The organism is Marinobacter iranensis (assembly GCF_029207565.1).
Classification (GTDB): domain Bacteria; phylum Pseudomonadota; class Gammaproteobacteria; order Pseudomonadales; family Oleiphilaceae; genus Marinobacter; species Marinobacter iranensis.
In genome coordinates this window covers 265,481-283,948 of the sequence record NZ_JANCMW010000003.1, presented here as the reverse complement: position 1 = coordinate 283,948, position 18,468 = coordinate 265,481, and the positions used below count along the sequence as shown (strand labels likewise).

Annotated in this window: 17 protein-coding genes; 12 read left to right on the top strand and 5 right to left on the bottom strand. The window is 57.4% G+C overall.

The features are described 5' to 3' along the window. The first annotated feature begins 56 nt into the window (after window positions 1–56). Both NLU14_RS07760 and NLU14_RS07755 read left to right on the top strand, forming a co-directional pair. A complete protein-coding gene (locus NLU14_RS07760; RefSeq protein ID WP_275705644.1) occupies window positions 57–899 on the top strand; it encodes an Nmad3 family putative nucleotide modification protein in 843 nt (280 codons plus the stop codon). Further along, window positions 896–1,570, top strand: coding sequence for an NAD-dependent epimerase/dehydratase family protein (locus NLU14_RS07755; RefSeq protein ID WP_275705643.1), 675 nt, complete (start codon window positions 896–898; stop codon window positions 1,568–1,570). Before NLU14_RS07760 ends, NLU14_RS07755 begins: the two co-directional genes overlap by 4 nt. On the opposite strand, the gene NLU14_RS07750 is transcribed toward NLU14_RS07755, so the two are convergent. Next, window positions 1,476–1,901, bottom strand: a complete 426-nt coding sequence (locus NLU14_RS07750) for a hypothetical protein (RefSeq protein ID WP_275705642.1) — start codon at window positions 1,899–1,901, stop codon at window positions 1,476–1,478. The two genes, NLU14_RS07755 and NLU14_RS07750, sit on opposite strands and share 95 nt — an antisense overlap. A gap of 142 nt (window positions 1,902–2,043) precedes the next feature. On the opposite strand from NLU14_RS07750, the gene NLU14_RS07745 reads away from it, so the two are divergent. Then, window positions 2,044–2,934 carry a LysR substrate-binding domain-containing protein gene (locus NLU14_RS07745; RefSeq protein WP_275705641.1) on the top strand — a complete coding sequence of 297 codons (891 nt, stop codon included), beginning with the start codon at window positions 2,044–2,046 and terminating at the stop codon, window positions 2,932–2,934. A 138-nt stretch (window positions 2,935–3,072) separates the two neighbouring features. Here the strand turns inward: NLU14_RS07745 and NLU14_RS07740 are convergent, their stop codons facing one another. After that, the gene (locus NLU14_RS07740; protein WP_275705640.1) at window positions 3,073–4,326 is read right to left on the bottom strand and encodes a porin; all 1,254 of its coding nucleotides are present in this window, start codon (window positions 4,324–4,326) and stop codon (window positions 3,073–3,075) included. Window positions 4,327–4,527: 201 nt separating this feature from the next. Here NLU14_RS07740 and NLU14_RS07735 point away from each other — a divergent pair, with 201 nt between their 5' ends. The 7 genes from NLU14_RS07735 (at window position 4,528) to NLU14_RS07705 (ending at window position 13,020) form a co-directional block, all read left to right on the top strand. Continuing rightward, window positions 4,528–5,469: a LysR family transcriptional regulator gene (locus NLU14_RS07735; protein WP_275705639.1), complete on the top strand. Its 942-nt coding sequence runs from the start codon at window positions 4,528–4,530 to the stop codon at window positions 5,467–5,469. A 153-nt stretch (window positions 5,470–5,622) separates the two neighbouring features. Beyond that, window positions 5,623–7,164, top strand: coding sequence for an ABC transporter substrate-binding protein (locus NLU14_RS07730; RefSeq protein ID WP_275705638.1), 1,542 nt, complete (start codon window positions 5,623–5,625; stop codon window positions 7,162–7,164). A 2-nt stretch (window positions 7,165–7,166) separates the two neighbouring features. After that, the gene (locus NLU14_RS07725; RefSeq protein WP_275705637.1) at window positions 7,167–8,084 is read left to right on the top strand and encodes an ABC transporter permease; all 918 of its coding nucleotides are present in this window, start codon (window positions 7,167–7,169) and stop codon (window positions 8,082–8,084) included. Then, window positions 8,085–9,026: an ABC transporter permease gene (locus NLU14_RS07720; protein ID WP_275705636.1), complete on the top strand. Its 942-nt coding sequence runs from the start codon at window positions 8,085–8,087 to the stop codon at window positions 9,024–9,026. A 1-nt stretch (window position 9,027) separates the two neighbouring features. After that, on the top strand, window positions 9,028–11,052 hold the full coding sequence (locus tag NLU14_RS07715; protein WP_275705635.1) for an ABC transporter ATP-binding protein: 2,025 nt from the start codon (window positions 9,028–9,030) through the stop codon (window positions 11,050–11,052). A 25-nt stretch (window positions 11,053–11,077) separates the two neighbouring features. Beyond that, on the top strand, window positions 11,078–12,154 hold the full coding sequence (locus tag NLU14_RS07710; RefSeq protein ID WP_275705634.1) for an alpha/beta hydrolase family protein: 1,077 nt from the start codon (window positions 11,078–11,080) through the stop codon (window positions 12,152–12,154). A gap of 38 nt (window positions 12,155–12,192) precedes the next feature. Further along, on the top strand, window positions 12,193–13,020 hold the full coding sequence (locus NLU14_RS07705) for an alpha/beta fold hydrolase (RefSeq protein ID WP_275705633.1): 828 nt from the start codon (window positions 12,193–12,195) through the stop codon (window positions 13,018–13,020). A gap of 62 nt (window positions 13,021–13,082) precedes the next feature. On the opposite strand, the gene NLU14_RS07700 is transcribed toward NLU14_RS07705, so the two are convergent. From NLU14_RS07700 to NLU14_RS07690, 3 genes are read right to left on the bottom strand one after another with little or no spacing between them, the layout of a single operon-like run. After that, window positions 13,083–13,595: a 3-isopropylmalate dehydratase small subunit gene (locus tag NLU14_RS07700; RefSeq protein ID WP_275705632.1), complete on the bottom strand. Its 513-nt coding sequence runs from the start codon at window positions 13,593–13,595 to the stop codon at window positions 13,083–13,085. 18 nt (window positions 13,596–13,613) lie between these two features. Beyond that, on the bottom strand, window positions 13,614–14,867 hold the full coding sequence (locus NLU14_RS07695) for a 3-isopropylmalate dehydratase large subunit (RefSeq protein ID WP_275705631.1): 1,254 nt from the start codon (window positions 14,865–14,867) through the stop codon (window positions 13,614–13,616). A gap of 12 nt (window positions 14,868–14,879) precedes the next feature. Continuing rightward, a complete protein-coding gene (locus tag NLU14_RS07690) occupies window positions 14,880–15,605 on the bottom strand; it encodes a TetR/AcrR family transcriptional regulator (RefSeq protein ID WP_275705630.1) in 726 nt (241 codons plus the stop codon). A gap of 369 nt (window positions 15,606–15,974) precedes the next feature. Here NLU14_RS07690 and dctP point away from each other — a divergent pair, with 369 nt between their 5' ends. Together dctP and NLU14_RS07680 are read left to right on the top strand one after the other, a co-directional pair. After that, window positions 15,975–17,069 carry a TRAP transporter substrate-binding protein DctP gene (gene dctP, locus NLU14_RS07685; protein ID WP_275705628.1) on the top strand — a complete coding sequence of 365 codons (1,095 nt, stop codon included), beginning with the start codon at window positions 15,975–15,977 and terminating at the stop codon, window positions 17,067–17,069. 81 nt (window positions 17,070–17,150) lie between these two features. After that, window positions 17,151–18,464 carry a TRAP transporter large permease gene (locus NLU14_RS07680; protein ID WP_275705627.1) on the top strand — a complete coding sequence of 438 codons (1,314 nt, stop codon included), beginning with the start codon at window positions 17,151–17,153 and terminating at the stop codon, window positions 18,462–18,464. The last annotated feature ends 4 nt before the right edge of the window (window positions 18,465–18,468 follow it).

Here is an 18,468-nt window from a genome sequence, read left to right as displayed (position 1 = left end):
TGCTTTTCCATGGCGTGATATGGTTGCGGTCCGTTCCCTGGCCTTAAAATGCGTTTATGAAACTGATCCTCAGCCGCAAAGGCTTTGACTCTTCCGCGGGTGGTTGCCCCAGCCCGGTGTTCCCGGACAGGACCTTCTACACCCTGCCAATCCCGGATTCGCGTTCCCGGATTGCCTACCGGGACATTCATCACAATGGCCTGAATGTGGGCAAACTGGTCGCCAACCTGACCGGCGACCGGCGTGGTGGCACTCGCAAAGCCCACCTGGACCCGGACCTGATCGCCGACGTGTATCCCCGGGAAGCGGGCTGGCGGCCCTGCCTGGGACAGTCCGGCGCGGCCCAGGGGCACCTTCGTAAACAACAGGTCGGCGTGGGGGATTTGTTCCTGTTTTTCGGCCTGTTCCGCGAGGTGGAAAAGCAGGGCAGGGCTTGGACGTTTGTAAAACAGGCCCGCCCGTTTCACGGGTTGTGGGGCTGGCTGCAGATCGGCGAGGTGCACTGTATCGATGAGCTGTCTGCCAGCGACCTGCGGTGGGCCCGTTACCATCCGCATTTCCACGGTCAGCCGGATGGCGGGAATACCCTGTATGTGGCCTCCGATACCTTGCAGCTTGATGGTCGATCAACCGGCTTGCCAGGGGCCGGGGTGTTCGACAGCCTGCAAGATCGCTTTCGTTTGACGGCGCCGGATGCAACCTCCACCACACAATGGCGCCTGCCTGCTTGTTTCTTTCCGGAGTCGGCGGATACGGCGATGAGTTTTCACAGTAACCTGGCGCGCTGGTCCCGGCATGGGGAGCACTGCTACCTGAAAAGTGCCTCGCGGGGGCAGGAGTTTGTGTTGGATACTATCGGGAATCCGGGTGTTGTTTCGTGGTTGAGGGAGATTCTATGAAGGTGATGCTGTTAGGTGCCACTGGTTTGACCGGTGGCAAGGTACTGAAAGGCCTGCTGGCCCGGGACGAGGTCTCGTCGGTTATCGCTCCCGTACGCCGGATGCTACCGCTGAGCCATGAAAAGCTGCACCAGCAGGAGATCGATTTTGATCGCCTTGATGAGCATAGTGAACTGTTCGCGGTGGATGCCATTGTCTGTTGCCTCGGCACCACCATCAAAAAAGCCGGATCCCGCGAGCAGTTCCGCAAGGTGGATTTTGGCTACCCTATGAAAGCCGCCGAACTTGGCCATGCCAATGGGGTAAAGGCCTTTGTTCTGATGTCCGCCATCGCATCCTCTTCCTCCTCCACCGTTTTCTATAACCGGGTAAAAGGCGAGCTGGAAGATGGCGTAAAGGCGCTGGGTTATCCCTGCCTGTCCATCTACCAGCCCAGCCTGCTTCTGGGTGATCGGGACGAACACCGCACGGCTGAAGCGTTGGGCATGAAAGCCATGCCTTTCATCAACCGTGCGCTGATCGGCCCGCTGGAGAAGTTTCGCGGTATCGAGGCGGCCACCGTGGCCGAGGCGATGGTCAATGAGGTGTGCTCTCTGGTTCAGCACGCGCCCGCCGAACCGGTGGTTCGGATACACGAGTATCCGGGCATTGTTGCGCTGGCCCGGACCTGATCACCCGTTCCACTGGCATTTCGCTCTCTCTTCGCGCCTTGCGGCAGGCTTCCAGGGCCTTGAGTGCGTCTACCTTCAGCGGGAGCCTGAGCGCCCACTGAATGTCCTTCCGCTCGAAACCGATATCGGACAGTATCTGGTCCTCTTCCTTCAGCAGGGCTAGAAACAGGCGTCGGAAATGGTGCCTGCGCCGAAAGATCTTGACCCAGAACTCGACTGTTGCCATGAACGCCAGTGGTGGTGTTGCTGGCATATACATCTCCAACTCGGGTGGCTTGACGGGGGAGTCCGGAAGCAACCGGGGGCGGCGAAACTCTTGTTGGCTGCACATTTCGAAGCGCTCCTTGATCATTGATGGGGGAAACCCGGCGGGTCTGCCGGGGCACCTTCTACAAGCATGCAACGTCAACTTTGATCAAACAAACGAAAAGATTTAACATGTGCATTAAGGAAAATTGAAAGGTTGATGCGTTATGGACAGTTCAAACCCGGTGATCAGCCGTGAGGCCATTCCCCTGCTGGATACCGATGTGCTGAGGACGTTTGTGGCGATTGCCGAGAGCGGCAGCTTTACCCGGGCCGCAAAACAGGTCTTCCGCACGCCCTCGGCTTTGAGCATGCAGATCAAACGCCTTGAGGAAATCCTTGGGCATGTCTTGTTTGTGCGGGAAGCCCGCCACGTAAGGCTGACGCCGGAAGGCGAGGTGTTGCTTGGGTATGGGCGACGACTGTTGCGGTTGAACGAGGAGGCGATACAGCAGTTTCTCACACCCACCCTGGCAGGCCGGGTCAGCTTTGGTACCTCTGACGACATCGGTAGCCGTATTCTGCCAGGAGTACTGGCCCAGTTCGCGCGCTCCTATCCGGCCGTGCAGGTGGATGTGATGGTAGGTTCAAGCCAGCAGAACCTGGACCGCCTGGATGCCGGGGAGCTGGATATGGTGCTGATCACCATTGGCAACGAAGGCCAGGAGTGGCGGGGTGAAGTGGTACACACCGAACCCCTGGTGTGGGCTGGTCGCGAAGGGGGTATTGCCGCCAATCGGTCGCCTCTGCCGGTGGCCCTGGCCAATCATGGTTGTGTCTGGCGCCGGGCAGCCCTGGATGCGTTGGATGGGGCCCACCGGGCTTACCGTGTTGCCTATACCTGCGATAACTGTTTTGGCCAGGAAGCCGCCATGCTGGCGGACCTGGCAGTAGCCCCATTTCCGCTCAGCCTTGTGCGCCCTCCCTTGCGAAAACTCGACCGGGAAGGCCTGCCTGCGCTGGCGGAATACCAGATCGCGCTGGTACGAAGCGGCAGCAACCCGGTCAACGATGCGCTCGCCGGGCATGTGAAGGACGCGTTTGCTGATTTGAGGTGATGAACAGTGTCGTGGCGGTGCGGCACTGGTCTGAGCAGCCCTTCATCAGACAAAAAAGCCCCTACAGGAGGGGCAGAAGGTCACAACGATAATGCTGTGTGGAGAAGGGCAGGGCCGGGTCTGGACCCTACCGCCCGGTCAGAACTTCACACGCAGACCGGTTGTTACAAGGGTAATGTCCTCGTATTTCGGGTTGTAGCAGGTTCTTCCGGAGGTGGTGCACCATTCGGCGCGCTCGAAGCTGTGTATCTTGGCGCCACCATAGACGTCAAACATGTCCGTGGGGCTCCAGACATAGCCCACCCCGATCACAGAGCCTTTCTCGTCTTCCTTGTTGCGGTCGCGGGTTTCGCCGTAATGAATGTCGAAGGCGTGCTGTCGGTTCGGGCGATAGCCCAGTTTGACGTAGCGGAACTGTCCGAGCTCTGAGTTCGTCGCATCAAACGTGTCCGTTGCCTGTTCTTCGGTCAGTTCCTGCGCCCGGTTAACAGCGGCCAGTGTCAGGTTCAGCCCGGTATCACTGTGAAAATAAGAGACCGAACCACCGTAGATGTTCACGTCCTCTCCGTCGGAGCCGCCCGGGTCTTCATTGTTCTGCGTCGCACGGGAATAGCCCAAGCCGACCAGCATGCGGCCACCCGGAACCCGCAGGCCGGATTTAACACCCAGCTGCACGACGGAATTGTGCCCGTCTTCACCGTCGTGGCCAGCACTGACAGACACCGTGGCGGGGCCGATGCGGGGGCTGTCGTAGCGGATCCGGTTATGGCGCCCTTCAAAGTTATAGTCACGAATACTGCCGGAAATGGACGACTCGTTCTGCGCGGGATTCGCCAGGTCGAATGGCTCATTGCCAGTGAAGTTGCCACTGCTATCAAATCTGCGCTTGAAGGAGGATGATTTCAGCTTGTAACGAAGGCTGCCGCCGATCAGATTAGGGTTACGGAAACTGATCACACCCGTGCCGGAATAATCCCGACGACCCGAATTGTAGGCAGCGCCTTCACCCAGACCGAGGGTCAGTTTGCCGTAAGGCGTATCCACAAAGGCATCGGTGATGCGCTCATCAACCTCGGGCCCGGTGTTCTTGGCATCCGGGTCCACGTCGTTCGACGCGTTGGAAAACACACCGACTTCGATGAGTGCGCCAGCTGTCCAGCCATCAAACAGTCTCTGGGTGCCGCCAATGTTGAAGCGCGTCGGGCTGTTTCTGTTATCCACATGGTAGAACTCGGTGTCTGATCCCACGCCCAGGTTGTTGGCGCTGTAACCATCCTTTGCGTACATAATGGCGCGGTTTACCTGGCCACCCACCTCAACTTCCAGCGCAGATGCGGGGAGTGCCGTCAGGCCGGCAATGCCAGCCGCCAGCAGTGATTTGAAACACCTCATATTGCCTCCGGTTTCTTGTTTTGTAAGGTTTCATCCGCAGAGTTCACCTGTTTGTATTCGGCCAGTTTGAGACGGGTCTTTGTTGTCAGTCTGGTCTCATGGCGCTTTCCACGCTTACTTTATCGGCTACTATTGATACCTATGTAAATTGAAAACATTAGATAGGTATATGCGTTTTCTGCATGTAAATAGGAGAAGCCATTGAATATCAAAAAGTTGAAGTGCTTCCGCGCGGTGGTGATTCACGGTTCCCTGGTGGCGGCAGCGTCGGTAATGAACCTGAGCCAGCCCGCCACCAGCCGATTGATCTCCACGCTGGAGGACGAACTGAAGCTGAAACTGTTCAAACGGGAAAAGCGCCGGCTGGTGCTGACCCCTGAGGGCAAGGAGTTCTACCGGGAAACCGAGAAGATCCTGTCGAACCTGGATGACCTGCCCCGCATTGTGCAGGAGATCAAGGCCGGCGGTACCCGTACCCTGCGTATTGTGGCCCTTGCCCGACTGGCCAACAGCTTGGTGTCGCCTGCGCTGGCCCGGTTTGTCCGGGAGCATCCGGACCAGCGCTTCAGTGTGGATGTGCGCGGCCACCGCGACATCGAACAATGGGTGGCGGGCCGTCACTACGATATTGCGGTTGCATTGACCAAGCCCTGTAATCACCCGTCGGTTATCCAGAGGCCCTTCTTTGATACCGACGCCATGGTGATGATTCCCCGCGGCCATCCCCTTGAGGCCCTGGAAACTGTCTCGCCGTCACAGATGGCCGAGCACGACATCATTGCCCTGGCGCCAGGGTTGCGCCCGCGCTTCCAGATGGAAGAAATCTTTCACGCTGCCGGTGTGAGCCTCGATTGCAAGATTGAAACCACGTCCAGTGTGCTGGCTTGCCAGATGGTGGTGGAAGGCCTGGGGGTTACGATTATTGACCGTCTGGCCGCCCTGGCGGTGGATCAGTCACGGTTCTGCCTGCGCCCGTTGAGCCCGAATTACCGGTTGCAGTTCGTCTTGCTGTTCCCTCCAGGCTTTGAAGAAACACCGGCCACCACCAGCCTGGTGCGGTGCCTGCAGGAAGAAGTGACGTCTGCCCTGGGTGAGCACGCGACTTTGACGGGCGGGGAGGCCCGCGATTCGGGGGCTACGTGAAGTCGTTGCGTTTTAGATGCATTAATTGCATAGAAATATGACTTATATTCAATTTTAAAATCAATCGGGCCTGCCTAGACTGATTTCCAACCCTTGATCTTCACGCGAACCCTATAACGATCAAGTGCTCCAATAATTACAACAGGAGGAGACATGAGGATCCGGCCCCCGGTGCCTTTCGGTAACTGCCTTATTGGTTTGCTTGCCTTGTGTGCGCTGCCTTTCCATGCCAACGCTGGCCCGGAAGACGACAGGCTCGTGGTCGCGCTTTCCAAGCCGCTGACCACCGTTGACCGGCTGTATTCCATCCAGCGCGAGGGGTTGATTCTTTCCCGGCTGACCGACGACGGCCTGTTCTTCGTGGACCCACAAACCCTGGAGTTTGTGCCCCTGGCGGCTGCCTCTTATGAATGGGTATCAGACACCCGGCTTGAGGTTATGCTGCGGGACGACGTGGTGTTTCACGATGGCAGCCCGCTGACGGCGGAAGATGTGGTTTACACCTTCGAATGGGTGATCAACGAGGAGTCGGACACCAGCCGTGGCCCGGTTATCCGCAGCTGGCTTGAAAGCGTCGAAAAGCTCGGCCCCGGCAAAGTCCGCTTTAACCTGAAACTGCCCTATCCCATGGCGTTGCGCGATATGGCTATCAGCATACCGCTGCGCAAGCACGGTACTTACGATGAGGCCGGGGGCGAGACGGACGAGCAGCCGTTGAACGGGATCGGTCCGTACAGAGTCACGGAATTCAGAGCCGGGCGTGAGATTGTTCTGGAGCGCTTCGAGGATTACTACCGGGACAGCCCGAAGGCAAACCCGGCCATAAGGAATATGGTGTTCCGGGTGATACCGGACCAGGGCACGCAGCAGGCGGAACTGCTCAGCGGTGGCATCGATATCATGATGGATGTGCCGCCGGATGTGGCTGATAACGTCAGCCATTTGCCAGGGGTGAAGCGCCTGGAAGGCAACGATATCCGCATTGGTTACATCACCCTTGATGCTGCCGGTTACACCGACCCGGAGTCGCCGTTTACCAGGCTCAAGGTGCGCCAGGCGATCAACCACGCCATCAATCGCGAGGAAATCACCAGATACCTGGTGCGTGGCAGTGCCGAGGTGGTTCATTTCGCCTGCCACCCACGGCAATTCGGTTGCAACGCCGATGGCCCGCACTATCCCTATAACCCGGAAAAAGCGAAGCAACTGCTGGCCGAAGCAGGCTACCCGGACGGGTTTTCCTTCAAGCTCTGGGCCTACCGGGAAAAGATCATCGCCGAGGCGGTGGTCAGCAACCTCAAAGCCATAGGCCTGGATGTGGACCTGCGGTTCGTGAAGCTGAACGTGTTTTCCAAGGTCCGCAACAGCAAGGACATGCAGGCGTTTTTCGCCTCGTATGGCAGCGGCGGCACGGCGGATGCCTCGGCCTCCACCGGGGTTCATTTCGCCGCCAATTCCGCCCGCAATTACAGCGGCGATGAAGCGCTTGCCGACACGGTGATCGCGGCCGAACAAACCATCGATCCCGATGAACGCAAGCGCCTGTACCGCCAGGCCTTGAACCGGATTGCGGAGCAGGCTTACTGGGTGCCGATGTTTTCCTACAGCCAGAACTTCCTGTTAACGCCCGAGCTGGAATTCTCCGTGCCCAAAGACGGCGTTCCCCGGTTCTGGCAAGCCACCTGGAGGCAGTGATTATGTTGAACTATGTCCTGCGCAGAGGGTTCATGGCACTGCTGGTGGCCCTGACCGTGTCCTTCGGAACCTTTGCACTGTTTCATTTCGCCACCGACCCGGCCCAGACCATTGCTGGCGAGGATGCGCCCCAGGAAATGGTGGACGACATCCGTGAGCAGTACGGCTTCGATCGGCCGGTGCTGGTGCAATACGGTGACTGGTTGGGGGGTGTGCTCCAGGGGGATTTTGGCAAGAGCTATTTCTGGAAGCAGCAGGTGGTTGAGCTGATCCAGGAGCACGCCAAGGTGACCATTGTGCTCGCACTGTCGGCGCTGATGGTGACGGTTGTGATTGCGTTGCCCCTGGGCATCAGTGCCGCCCTCAAGCCCAACAGCTGGGTGGATCGCCTCGCGTTGTCAACGGCGGTGTCGGCCCAGGCCATACCCAATTTCTGGCTCGGGCTGATGCTCATCATCCTGTTTGCCGTCACCTTCCCGATCTTTCCGGTTTCCGGTGACGCCACCTGGAAACACTACGTGCTGCCCTCGTTGGTGCTGGGCGCCAGTTCTGTGCCCGCCGTGATGCGGCTGACCCGGACTGGCCTGCTGGATGTGCTGTCGTCGGATTACATCCGCACAGCCCGCGCCAAGGGCTTCATGGGTTACCAGTTGATCCTGCAGCAGGCCATGCGCAACGCGCTGCTGCCCATCGTCAGCGTGCTGGCGGTGCAGCTCGGGCATAAATTGGGCGGCTCGGTGGTCACCGAGTCCGTCTTCAGCATGAACGGGCTGGGCCGGCTGGCGGTGGAGTCCATCTTCAACTCGGATATCCCCACGGTGCAGTCGCTGATCCTGATATTCGTGTTGACCTTTGTATTGCTCACGCTGGCGGCTGACTTGATCAACGCCTGGCTTGATCCTCGGATCCGGATGGGGTGAATGATGACAACAAGACAAACACTCAGCGATGCCAGCATCGCTTCCGTTGAAACACCACCAGGGCATGATGAGGCCGGCCTGGGGCTAAGCCCCACCATGGCGGCCCTGAAGCGGGCCCGCAAACATCATGGCCTGAAGATTGGTTTCGGTATTCTGCTGGTGATGGCCGTTTTCGCGCTGTTCGCGCCCTGGCTGGCACCGCACGACCCGTACATGCAGAACCTGTCCCTTCGCATGCTGCCCCCCGTGTGGACCGAGGGCGGAAGCTGGGAGTATCTGCTGGGCACTGACCACCTGGGCCGGGATTATCTCAGCCGCCTGATCCACGGTGCCCGCATTTCCATGACCATCGGGCTCGGGGCTGCGTCTATCGGCGCTGTGATCGGCGTCACCCTGGGGCTTATTGCCGGGTACTTCGGCGGCTGGATCGATCAGGCGGTCAACTTCCTGGTGACCTGCCAACTGGCAGTGCCGAGCCTGCTGCTGATCATGGCGTTGGTGTTCGTGATCGGCCAGTCCGTCACCGTGGTGATCTTTGTGATCGGTGCCACCCACTGGGTGTTCTACCTGGTGGTGACCCGGTCCGCGACGCTGCGATTGCGGGAACTGGATTTTGTCGCCGCCGCCAACGCCATGGGCTGCAGTAAGTTCCAGATAGCGGTGCGTGAAGTGTTGCCGAACCTGGTGAACCAGATCATGGTGATTTTCACCCTGGAAGTGGCGGTGGCCATTCTGAATGAAGCAACGCTTTCCTTCCTGGGGCTGGGCATTCCTTCTCCGCTTCCTTCCTGGGGCCTGATGATCGCCGAAGGCAAAACCGCCATGTTCTTCCAGCCCTGGCTGGTGATCCTGCCCGGCATTGCCCTGTTTATCCTGGTGATTGCCATCAACCTGCTGGGTGATGGAGTCCGCGATGTCACTGTTACCAATCGGAGGAACTGATATGAGTACGGCATCCATTCTGGATATCCAGGACCTGTCCGTCGAGATACCCACCGATTCGGCGACGCTGAAAGCGGTGAGGGGTATCAGCCTGGACCTGAAACGTGGCGAGACCCTGGGCATTGTTGGCGAATCCGGCTCCGGTAAGTCCATGATCGCGTTGGCGATCATGAACCTGTTGCCGCCGTCTGCCCGGCGTGCTGCCGCGAGCATCAACTTTGACGGCAGCGACCTGGCCCATGCCGGCGAGCGGGAACTGGCCATGAAGGTGCGTGGGCAGCGCATCGGCATGATTTTCCAGGAACCGATGACCAGCCTGAACCCGGTGTACTCAATCGGTCGCCAACTGACCGAGACCATGACCCTGCATCGCAAGGTGTCCAGGGCCGAGGCCGAGAAACGGGCGATCTACCTGCTGGAAAAGGTCGGCCTGCCCGATCCTGCCAGCCGGTTAAAGCAGTACCCCCACGAACTCTCGGGTGGCCAGCGCCAGCGGGTGATGATTGCCATGGCGCTGATGAATGAGCCGGAATTGCTGATTGCCGACGAGCCCACCACCGCGCTGGATGTGACTATCCAGGCGCAGATTCTCTACCTGCTGCAGGACCTGCAGAAAGAGCTGGGCATGTCGATGATCCTGATCACCCATGACCTGGGTGTGGTGTCCCGCTCGGCGGACAAGATTGCAGTGATGTACGCCGGTGACATTGTGGAAACCGGCACTGCTGAGGAAGTGCTCCGGAACCCCCAGCATCCCTATACCCAGGGCCTGCTGGAGTGCGTGCCGGGTTATCGCGGGGATGCCGCGCACCGGCTGGGCTCGATTCCGGGCATTGTCCCCTCGATGACCGGCACGATACGGGGCTGTGCCTTTGCCTCCCGCTGCCCTCGTGTGGTGGACGCGTGCAAAACCGAGGTGCTGCCGAGGAAGCAGCTTGGGCCGGGACGAACCTATGTTTGTCACGATCCCGACGCAACGCGGAACCAGTCCACCGCTGACCTGCATAGTGCTGCGAACGAGGTGCCGGTGGAACTGCCGAAAACGCCGGGCGAGAAGGTTCTGACGGTGGATGGGGTCAGTTGTACCTTCTCGGTTCGTCGCGGGCTGTTTGGCAAGCGCAGGTCTCTCAAGGCGCTCGACAATGTCAGCCTGGATATCCGTAAGGGCGAGGTGCTGGCGCTGGTGGGGGAATCCGGATGCGGCAAGACCACCCTGTCGCGAACCATCATGGGGCTGCAGCAACCGGATGCCGGTTCCGTCAGCCTGGGCCAGCACGAGATCAGCACCCTGCCAGCGTGGCAGCGTGCCCGTATGATTCAGCCGATTTTTCAGGACCCGTACTCGTCGTTGAATCCCCGCAAGACCATTGGCGACATTATCGGGCGGCCACTGGTGGTCAATCACATCGGCACCAAACCCGAACAGCTCGCCAAGGTCCACAAAATGATGGAGCACGTGGGCCTGCCCCGGCGGGTGTTCAACAGCTACCCGGATCAGCTCTCCGGGGGGCAGCGCCAGCGTGCGGCCATAGGTCGTGCCCTGATCATGGACCCGGAGATTGTGATCTGCGACGAGCCCACGTCCGCTCTGGATGTGTCGGTGCAGGCCCAGATACTGAACCTGCTGCTCGATTTGCGGGACGAACTGGACCTGACCTACCTGTTTGTCACCCACGACCTTTCCGTTGTCCAGCACATGGCAGACCGGGTAGCGGTGATGTATCTCGGGGAGATCGTGGAGTGCGGTGAGCGTAGGCAGGTGTTGACCAGTCCGAAGCACCCTTACACCCGCGCGTTGCTGGACTCCGCGCTCAGCATCTCACCGGACCTCAGCGTGCCGGCACCCGGGTTGTCCGGAGAATTCCCGAACCCGATGAACCGGCCGTATGGCTGCCCGTTCCATCCCCGTTGCCCCATGGCGGAACAGCAATGCAGGGAAGAAGTTCCCAGGCCGGAAATTATCGATACCACCTTTGTGAAATGCTGGAAGGCTCGAACTTTCAGCCATCAGGCAAAGCATCACTAAACAACAATATGAAGGAATTTGCGCCATGAAGATGATCGCCATTTTTTTAGCCGCGCTTTTCTCGCTGCTGACGGGCTGTCAGACAGTGACAACGGAACCTGTCGCCTATTCGGAAGACAGCGAATCCGACATTTTCGACCCGGAAACCTTTGAGCGCTACAGCTCGATTGTGGTGGAGGCCGGCACCCCGGAAAAGCCGGTGGATATGCGGCTGTGGTACACACGCCCGGACGAACTGACCGCCGATACCCCGGTAGTCATGGTGATGCACGGTGGGCGCCGTGATGCGGATGTGTACCGGGATTTCTGGGGCGCTTACGCCAACGAGTACGACGTGCTGATTGTCGCTCCCGAGATATCGGAAGAGGATTTCCCAACCGGCTGGGGTTACCAGACCGGCAACTGGGTAACTCCGGATTCTTCCTCCGTGGACGAAACCAAGGGCCAGCGCAATCCGCCGGAGCAGTCCTCCTTCGCCGCCCTGGAGCGGGCGTTCGACAAGCTGCGGGATGCCTTCGCCCTTGAGGCCACCGAATACGACATCTGGGGCCACGGCAGCGGTGCCCAGTTCGTCACCCGCATGGTGATGCTGTACCCGCAGGCCCGAATTGGCACCGCTGTTGCGGCCAACTCCGGCACATACACCTTCCCGGACTGGAGTCTGCCATTGCGCTACGGGCTCAAGAATACCGGCGTTGAGGAAGAAGACCTCAAGCCCTCCTACGCGCACCACCTGGTCATCATGCTCGGCACCGCCGACAACGACCCCTCCCACCGACTGCTCAGCAAGCTGGATATCGCCATCGCCCAGGGTGCCCATCGCCTGGAAAAAGGCAAGAACTTCTACGCCGCGAACAAGGCCAAGGCGGAAGAACTGGGTACGGAATTCAACTGGGAACTGGAAACGGTCTACGGAGTAGGTCACAGCGGCCAGAAGATGTCGGTGGCTGGCGCACGCTACCTGTTGGCGGGCGAGAAGGAACGTGCGCTGTTCCCGTTGGATGACGATTCCGACGGTGACGAAAGCGGTGAATCACGGCAAAAAAACGAGTTACTCCAGGGTTCCGGAGCGGAAGACGACCCGTTTGCGGACATGGACTGAGTGATCCAAGAGACACGTTACAAAGAGTGAGTTCACACATGAACGATGCACGCAGTGCTGAAACATCGGCTCCGCGATTCGGGGCCAACCTGGGACACGGTTGGGTCAGCTTTCTTGAAAGTGGTGAGGGCGAGCCGGTCCTCTTCCTCCATGGATTGAACGGCAACGCCTCCAGTTGGCAGGATCAGCTCAGTGAGCTTGCGCCCAGGATGAACATGGTCGCCTGGGACGCACCCGGCTACGGCAAGTCGGATGCGGCGGGGACAACCGTCGAGGCCCTGGCCCGGGTGGCCATCGAGTTCGCCAGGAGGGTATGGCCGGGGTCAGTTAACGTGGTTGGTCACTCCATGGGCGGGCTAGTGGCCATGAAGATGTCAGTGCTCGAACCTGGGCTGGTCAAACGTCTGGTGTTGTCTTGCACCCATCCCGGGCATGGCCTGGGCCAGAGCGGCGGTGCCAACGAACGATACCGGCGGCGCCTGGAAGAACTCAGGGATTTGCCGCCCGAGGTTTACGGTGAACGGCGGGCGAAAGGTATGTTGCCGGAAGGGACCAGCGAAGAGGTGTTCAGGAAGGTGGCAAGGATTGCCGCTGAATCCAGATCAGAGGGTGTCGCCAATGCCGCCTGGGCGATCCAGACGGAGGATCTGACGCCGGAGCTGGCGAAGATTCAGGCGCCCACACTGGTCATTACCTGTGACCAGGACAGGGTGGCACCGCTGAAAAAAGCAGAACCGCTACTGGAAACAATACCGGATGTACGTCACCTGGAGCTTAGTGGGCTGGGGCATGCTCCCTATATTGAGGATGCGAGGCGGTATAATTCAGCATTGTCGGAGTTTTTGTTGGGGGGTAGTCAGAGGTGAATCCGGAAGGGGAAGCCCTTGCCTTCCTCAACGATGATGCCCTTCCCGGATTCATCTGGTCGCTACTGTTTGCTCAGCCTCACTTGCTTCAGGTAGCCGATGATGCCGTCCGTCAGTATCAGATCCTTGCTTTTCTGGGGCACCTTCTGGCAAGCAAGTTTTTCTCCAGTCTCGGCTATGGTCAGGGTCTCATTGTCCCAGTCGAAAGCTACTGTCTGCCATCTTTTAACCGTCGTTGAAACGTTCGGGCACTCAATGAGAGGAAAACCATTTGACGACTCCCCGCGATAGAACCCGGGTGAGAAGGATTCGGCAATGATTGCGCTGACACCAAGTGCCCGCAGTGCCCGACAGGATGGATAGTGTGGGTGTCCGTAGCCGAAATTTGCACCACCGACAATCACGTCGCCAGGCTGGACTTCGTCGGGAAAGCGGGCGTCGTAACTGGTCATACAGACCGACTTCAATATATCGATTTCCTGCGTTTTCATGTGGTCGACACCAACAATCAGGTCAATGTCGAAATTCGGTTCCTGAAATACCCAGGCAACTCTGCCGCGAATAGTTGGAAGCATGACGGTTACCTCAAAGCATTAAAGCATCGTACGTGGATCGACAATTTTTCCGTGCACTGCCGTGGCGGCAATGGTGTAGGGGCTTGCGGTATAGATCTCCGCGCGATTACTCCCCATGCGCCCTGGAATATTGAGTGTGCCGGTTGATACTGAGCGTTCCCCTTCGGTGAGGGCACCCATCTGGCCAATGCAGAAATCGCAGGTGGAGACGTGGACCTGGGCTCCCGACCTGATCAGCTTAGGGGTGAGCCCCAGTTCACTCATCTGGGCCTGGATTGCGGTAGTCGTGGGCACGGCATTCAGACGAAAGCCCTCGGCAACCCGCCGACCTTCCAGGATTTCCACTGCCTGCTCGAAGTCTTTGATGCGACCACTGGCACAAGACCCTATATAGCCTGAGTCAATGCGAACGCCCAGGGCTTCGCTGATAGGAATGGTATTGGCTGGCGAGGGCGGCGCAACCAGTACCGGCTCCACCTCCGACAGGTTGATGGTCACTTCCTTTTCATACCGGGCACCGGGATCAGGCGCCATAGGCGGATGCTCCTGCCCCGTGGTCTGCCGGAGGTAGGCATGGGTTTTCTCATCAGTTTCCATCACTGCGGAAATGCCGCCGAGGAACATTGCCAGATTGCACAGGGTAAACCGCTCATCCATTTCCAGGCTGCCAAGACCCTTCCCGCCATACTCAATGACGGCCTGCCGGCAACCGTCGGGGCCAATTTTACGAACAATCCAGTGGAACACATCGCGTGCGGTAACGCCGCGCTGCAGTTTGCCTTCCAGATTAATGCGAACCGAGGAAGGAACAACCAGCGAGACTTCTTCAGTGGCGAAGGCCTCGATCATGCTGTTGCGTATGCCGATACCAATAGCACCGAGTGCGCCGATGGTGCTGATATGACCGTCGAAATGGGTAACAAACATTCCCGGATGAACGTGGCCTTTCTCGGATATTACCTGGTGCCCGATACCGTCGCCTTCATACAGCTTGAAACCATAGTTCCTGGCGAACCGGCGTGTGATCTCGTGGATCTGCTGCGCCTTGGGGTTTCCGGCCGGGTACAGGTGGTCAATGAAAAGGATGAACTTTTCAGGATGGTTTACTTTGGTGATGCCGAGTTCGTCGGCCATCTGGGTCTCATACTTGTCAATGTAACCGGGGTAGTCATAGGCGGTTATAAGATCTGGTGGGAACAGACGCTCCGTGCCGGCTGATACCTTTTGTCCGGCGATGCGGGAAAAAATCTTCTCTGCAATTGTCTGACTCATAATAGCGGACTCCTAAAGCCTTTCCTGGGGGAGAGGAGGATTAAAAGGGGCAAAACGAAAAGCCCCTTCGCAAAAGTTAACGATTCTGCTAACGGTCTCTTCCATATCGGAGGTGTTGCAGAGGCCGCTGCTGACCTGATCCAGCCGGCTGAGGTCAGTGATGGTGTAGTGCATGGCGCCAAGCGTGAAATGCATTCGCCAGTGAATGTCTGCTTCTGTCAGCTCCGGCAGTGTTTGCTTGAAATGAGGAACAAACCGCTGCAGGTGGCGTACATCCCGATAAAAGAGCTCGTAAAGGGGGGAAGACGGGTCGAGCTGGCAGCGAATCATGAACTGAATGAACAGGCCTCTGCCACCCGGATCAAAAGACCAGCGAATTCCAGGAAGGAGCAGGGCTCTCAGTATGCCCCTGAGAGGCACTGCTTGTCCTTCGGCCAGGGTTTCAGCTTCGGAAAGTAGTGCAACCCGTTCCCTGTTGAGCTCTATGGCACGCCTAAGGAAAACGGCTTTCAGGAGATCGTCCTTGCTGCCAAGGTGATAGTTGACGGTGGCAACACCTACCTCTGCTGCCTTGGCAATTTCCCTCAGTGACACCGATGCGAAGCTTCTTGTTGCGAACAGCCGCTCTGAGGCGTCAAGAATGCGTTGTTTGGTGACTTCGCTGCGGTCTTGCCTGCGTACGCTGTCATCTTCTGTGGTGTTCAAGGGGATGTCCCCATCCAGTTCTGGTTCCAGCATGCTCGATCTCCGTGGCTATGCCTGGCGCTTGTAGCCGGATTGTTCGCCAAGGCTTGCTTTCTTATTCTGCAAAGCCTAATAGTAGAACAAGTGTTTGTAAAATACTTTAGAATTTATTGGGGATTGATCCTTATAATTAAACGAAAGGTCAGGTTTGCGTTAGGTTTTGAGGCTGTTGAGGCGTTTTTGGCAAAAATATAGGATTCTATTCTAGAAAAATATTGACATGCGATAAATTAATGATCAAAGTTTTAGAACAGTTGTGCGGGTTTTCGTTGAGCCGTTGTGCGTCGTGTGCTGCAAGGGAAACTCGCTACACCCAGGTAGCAGGCAGATAATTTTCAAAACAAAAAGTTGGAGAGGTGTTCTATGTTCCGGTCTATTCGTCAGGTAGCGACAGGTGCCGTATTGGCAACAAGTTTGGTGTCCGGGGCTGTCATGGCTCAGGAGAGTTTTAATTTCCGTGTGACGTCTGCCCTCAGTGCCAGTCATGGTCAATGGCAGGGGTTTTTCAAGCCCTGGATGGAAGAGGTTGAGAAGAGAAGTGACGGGCGAATCACGTTTACGCCGTTTCTGTCGGGGGAATTGGTCAAGGCCACCAACGAGCCGGATGCGCTGAAGCAGGGGATCGTCCAGATTGCAGCGCCTTTGTTGCCGACATACGACCCTTCAGCATTTCCGATGTCCGAAGTGCCAATGCTGCCTTTGGCAAAATCCAGCCCCAAGATTGGCAGCATGGCGTTGAAGGCGTTGATCGAGAGTGACGTACCGCTGATGGATGGAAAGACCTTCTCTGAGCTGGAGTATGGCGCAAATGGACTTGTGGCTATCCCTATTACCATTTCTGAGGAGTATTCCATTTCCACCACCGGGCATCGTTTTGAAACGGTTGACGACGTTAAGAGCGTCACTCTCCGCACGCCTTCGCGAATCCACGAAATGTACGCGGAGAATGTCGGTATCAACTCGATCACCATGCCGACATTCGATTTGTTCGATGCGTTGAGCCGCGGTGCGTTGGATGGCAGCTTCCTGTTTATTTCAGACTGGACGGGTTACGGGTTTGACGAACTGTTCAAATACACGGTAACAGACGTCAACCTCGGTCACTTTGCCTCGGCAATGGCCATGACGCAGAAACAGTGGAATGAGATTCCCGAGGATCTGCAGCAGATTATGTTGGATGCTGCCGGGGAACAGGTTGGAAAAGGTGCTCAGGTTTGGGTGGATCGCAGGAAGTCTATTATTCGTGACACGCAAAAGGACGGTGCTGAGTTCGTTTCCGTGCATGATCTGCCTCCCGAAGTGGAAGAGCATCTGATGTCAGGTATGGAGCAGACCTGGTTTGATTACATCGACATGCTTGAGGAAAACGGCCTGCCGGGTAAAAAGCTGGCTCGCCTGTGGCGGGATATCGTGATTGAGCAGGGTGGTGATGTGCCTGAGGCGATACACGACCTTTAATATCTCATGAGAAAGTGACGCAGTGCTTCCCCGATGGGGGAGCACTGCGTCGTTATATAGGGTTAAGGAGCTGCAAGGCGGATGAGTGATCCATTATTTCTCTTAAGCATCCTGTGTGCTTTTCTGTTCCTGATGGCGATGGGTTTGCATATTCACTCTATTCTGTTGGGAATAGGCGTGCTGGGCCTTGTCTTCATCCAGGACTTCAGTATAGCGACAGCGTTCCTTCGATCTGATCCATTCGGCCAGGTTGCGAGTTATGCGCTGACCACGATTCCACTGTACGTGATTATGGCGCAGTTCATCCTGAAGTCCGGGGTGGTTCAGGATGCCTTTGTCATGGTTTACAAGATGTCCAGAGGAAAGCCGACTGTCCTCGGTTCAATGACTGTGGTAATCGGCGGCTTTCTGGGTGCTGTTTCTGGTTCTGGGGCGGCCACCGCGGCCTCCCTGGGAAGTGTGGCTGTGCCTGAGCTTCGCAGCTATGGCTTCAAGAGTGACCTGGCCGGGGCAATTGCCGCGGCGAGTGGCTCATTATCTGGGATAATTCCTCCCAGTATCATCTTGATTCTCTATGGTGTTATTACTGAAACACCCATCAGCGACCTGTTCATGGCGGCCATGATTCCCGGCGTTTTGACCATGCTGGTATTTGTCGGCTGCGTTATTGTGATGCACCGGAAAAACCCTGCACTTTCTGGCAATGACTTGCCACATTCATCAGGTGTTCAACTGGGCTGGCGTCGCATGTTGACGGTGTTGGCTGTCGGGATATTCATGTTTTCTCTTATTTTCGGTGGTATCTATCTCGGGTTCGTTACGCCGACCGAAGCTGGGGCGATTGGTGCATTGGGAGCGTTCGTGACAGCCCTGGTGCTGGGTAAAGTGGATCGATCCTTCATTGCATCTTCGGTCAGGGATACCGCAGTTGTCACCGGAATGATCATTCTGATCCTGATCGGAGCAGCAATTTTCGGCCGGTTCGTGTCTTTTTCCTTGTTGCCCCGCCGGATTTTGTCATTGATCGAATTCCTGATTCAGTATCCGTCGATCATCCTGATGATACTTGCCGTGGCGTTTTTCCTGCTCTTCATGTTCATTGAGGGTACCGCCGTTATCCTGATGGCACTTCCCGTTGTGTTGCCAGTCATTGAGCAGGCCCAGATTGATGTCTTGTGGTTTGGTGTCTTCATCTCTGTCATTTGTACGCTCGGGTTGATCACGCCACCCGTTGGTTTGAGCGTATACGCCGCTGCCGGCACCAGCGGGGTTCCGGCTGGCAGGATATTCAATCCCGCAACAAAAATGGCAGTCGCTGTTGCGGTTGTTGTTTGTGGTTCGATGATCGCATTCCCGGAATTGGCCACCTGGCTTCCTTCAACGGCTACTCGATAAGGGG

What these genes read in the sequence shown, in the direction of transcription:
- NLU14_RS07760 (WP_275705644.1), top strand. Translation starts at nt 57, where the DNA reads ATGAAACTGATCCTCAGCCGCAAAGGCTTTGACTCTTCCGCGGGTGGT.
- NLU14_RS07755 (WP_275705643.1), top strand. Translation starts at nt 896, where the DNA reads ATGAAGGTGATGCTGTTAGGTGCCACTGGTTTGACCGGTGGCAAGGTA.
- NLU14_RS07750 (WP_275705642.1), bottom strand. Translation starts at nt 1,901, where the DNA reads ATGTGCAGCCAACAAGAGTTTCGCCGCCCCCGGTTGCTTCCGGACTCC.
- NLU14_RS07745 (WP_275705641.1), top strand. Translation starts at nt 2,044, where the DNA reads ATGGACAGTTCAAACCCGGTGATCAGCCGTGAGGCCATTCCCCTGCTG.
- NLU14_RS07740 (WP_275705640.1), bottom strand. Translation starts at nt 4,326, where the DNA reads ATGAGGTGTTTCAAATCACTGCTGGCGGCTGGCATTGCCGGCCTGACG.
- NLU14_RS07730 (WP_275705638.1), top strand. Translation starts at nt 5,623, where the DNA reads ATGAGGATCCGGCCCCCGGTGCCTTTCGGTAACTGCCTTATTGGTTTG.
- NLU14_RS07725 (WP_275705637.1), top strand. Translation starts at nt 7,167, where the DNA reads ATGTTGAACTATGTCCTGCGCAGAGGGTTCATGGCACTGCTGGTGGCC.
- NLU14_RS07720 (WP_275705636.1), top strand. Translation starts at nt 8,085, where the DNA reads ATGATGACAACAAGACAAACACTCAGCGATGCCAGCATCGCTTCCGTT.
- NLU14_RS07715 (WP_275705635.1), top strand. Translation starts at nt 9,028, where the DNA reads ATGAGTACGGCATCCATTCTGGATATCCAGGACCTGTCCGTCGAGATA.
- NLU14_RS07710 (WP_275705634.1), top strand. Translation starts at nt 11,078, where the DNA reads ATGAAGATGATCGCCATTTTTTTAGCCGCGCTTTTCTCGCTGCTGACG.
- NLU14_RS07705 (WP_275705633.1), top strand. Translation starts at nt 12,193, where the DNA reads ATGAACGATGCACGCAGTGCTGAAACATCGGCTCCGCGATTCGGGGCC.
- NLU14_RS07700 (WP_275705632.1), bottom strand. Translation starts at nt 13,595, where the DNA reads ATGCTTCCAACTATTCGCGGCAGAGTTGCCTGGGTATTTCAGGAACCG.
- NLU14_RS07695 (WP_275705631.1), bottom strand. Translation starts at nt 14,867, where the DNA reads ATGAGTCAGACAATTGCAGAGAAGATTTTTTCCCGCATCGCCGGACAA.
- NLU14_RS07690 (WP_275705630.1), bottom strand. Translation starts at nt 15,605, where the DNA reads ATGCTGGAACCAGAACTGGATGGGGACATCCCCTTGAACACCACAGAA.
- dctP (WP_275705628.1), top strand. Translation starts at nt 15,975, where the DNA reads ATGTTCCGGTCTATTCGTCAGGTAGCGACAGGTGCCGTATTGGCAACA.
- NLU14_RS07680 (WP_275705627.1), top strand. Translation starts at nt 17,151, where the DNA reads ATGAGTGATCCATTATTTCTCTTAAGCATCCTGTGTGCTTTTCTGTTC.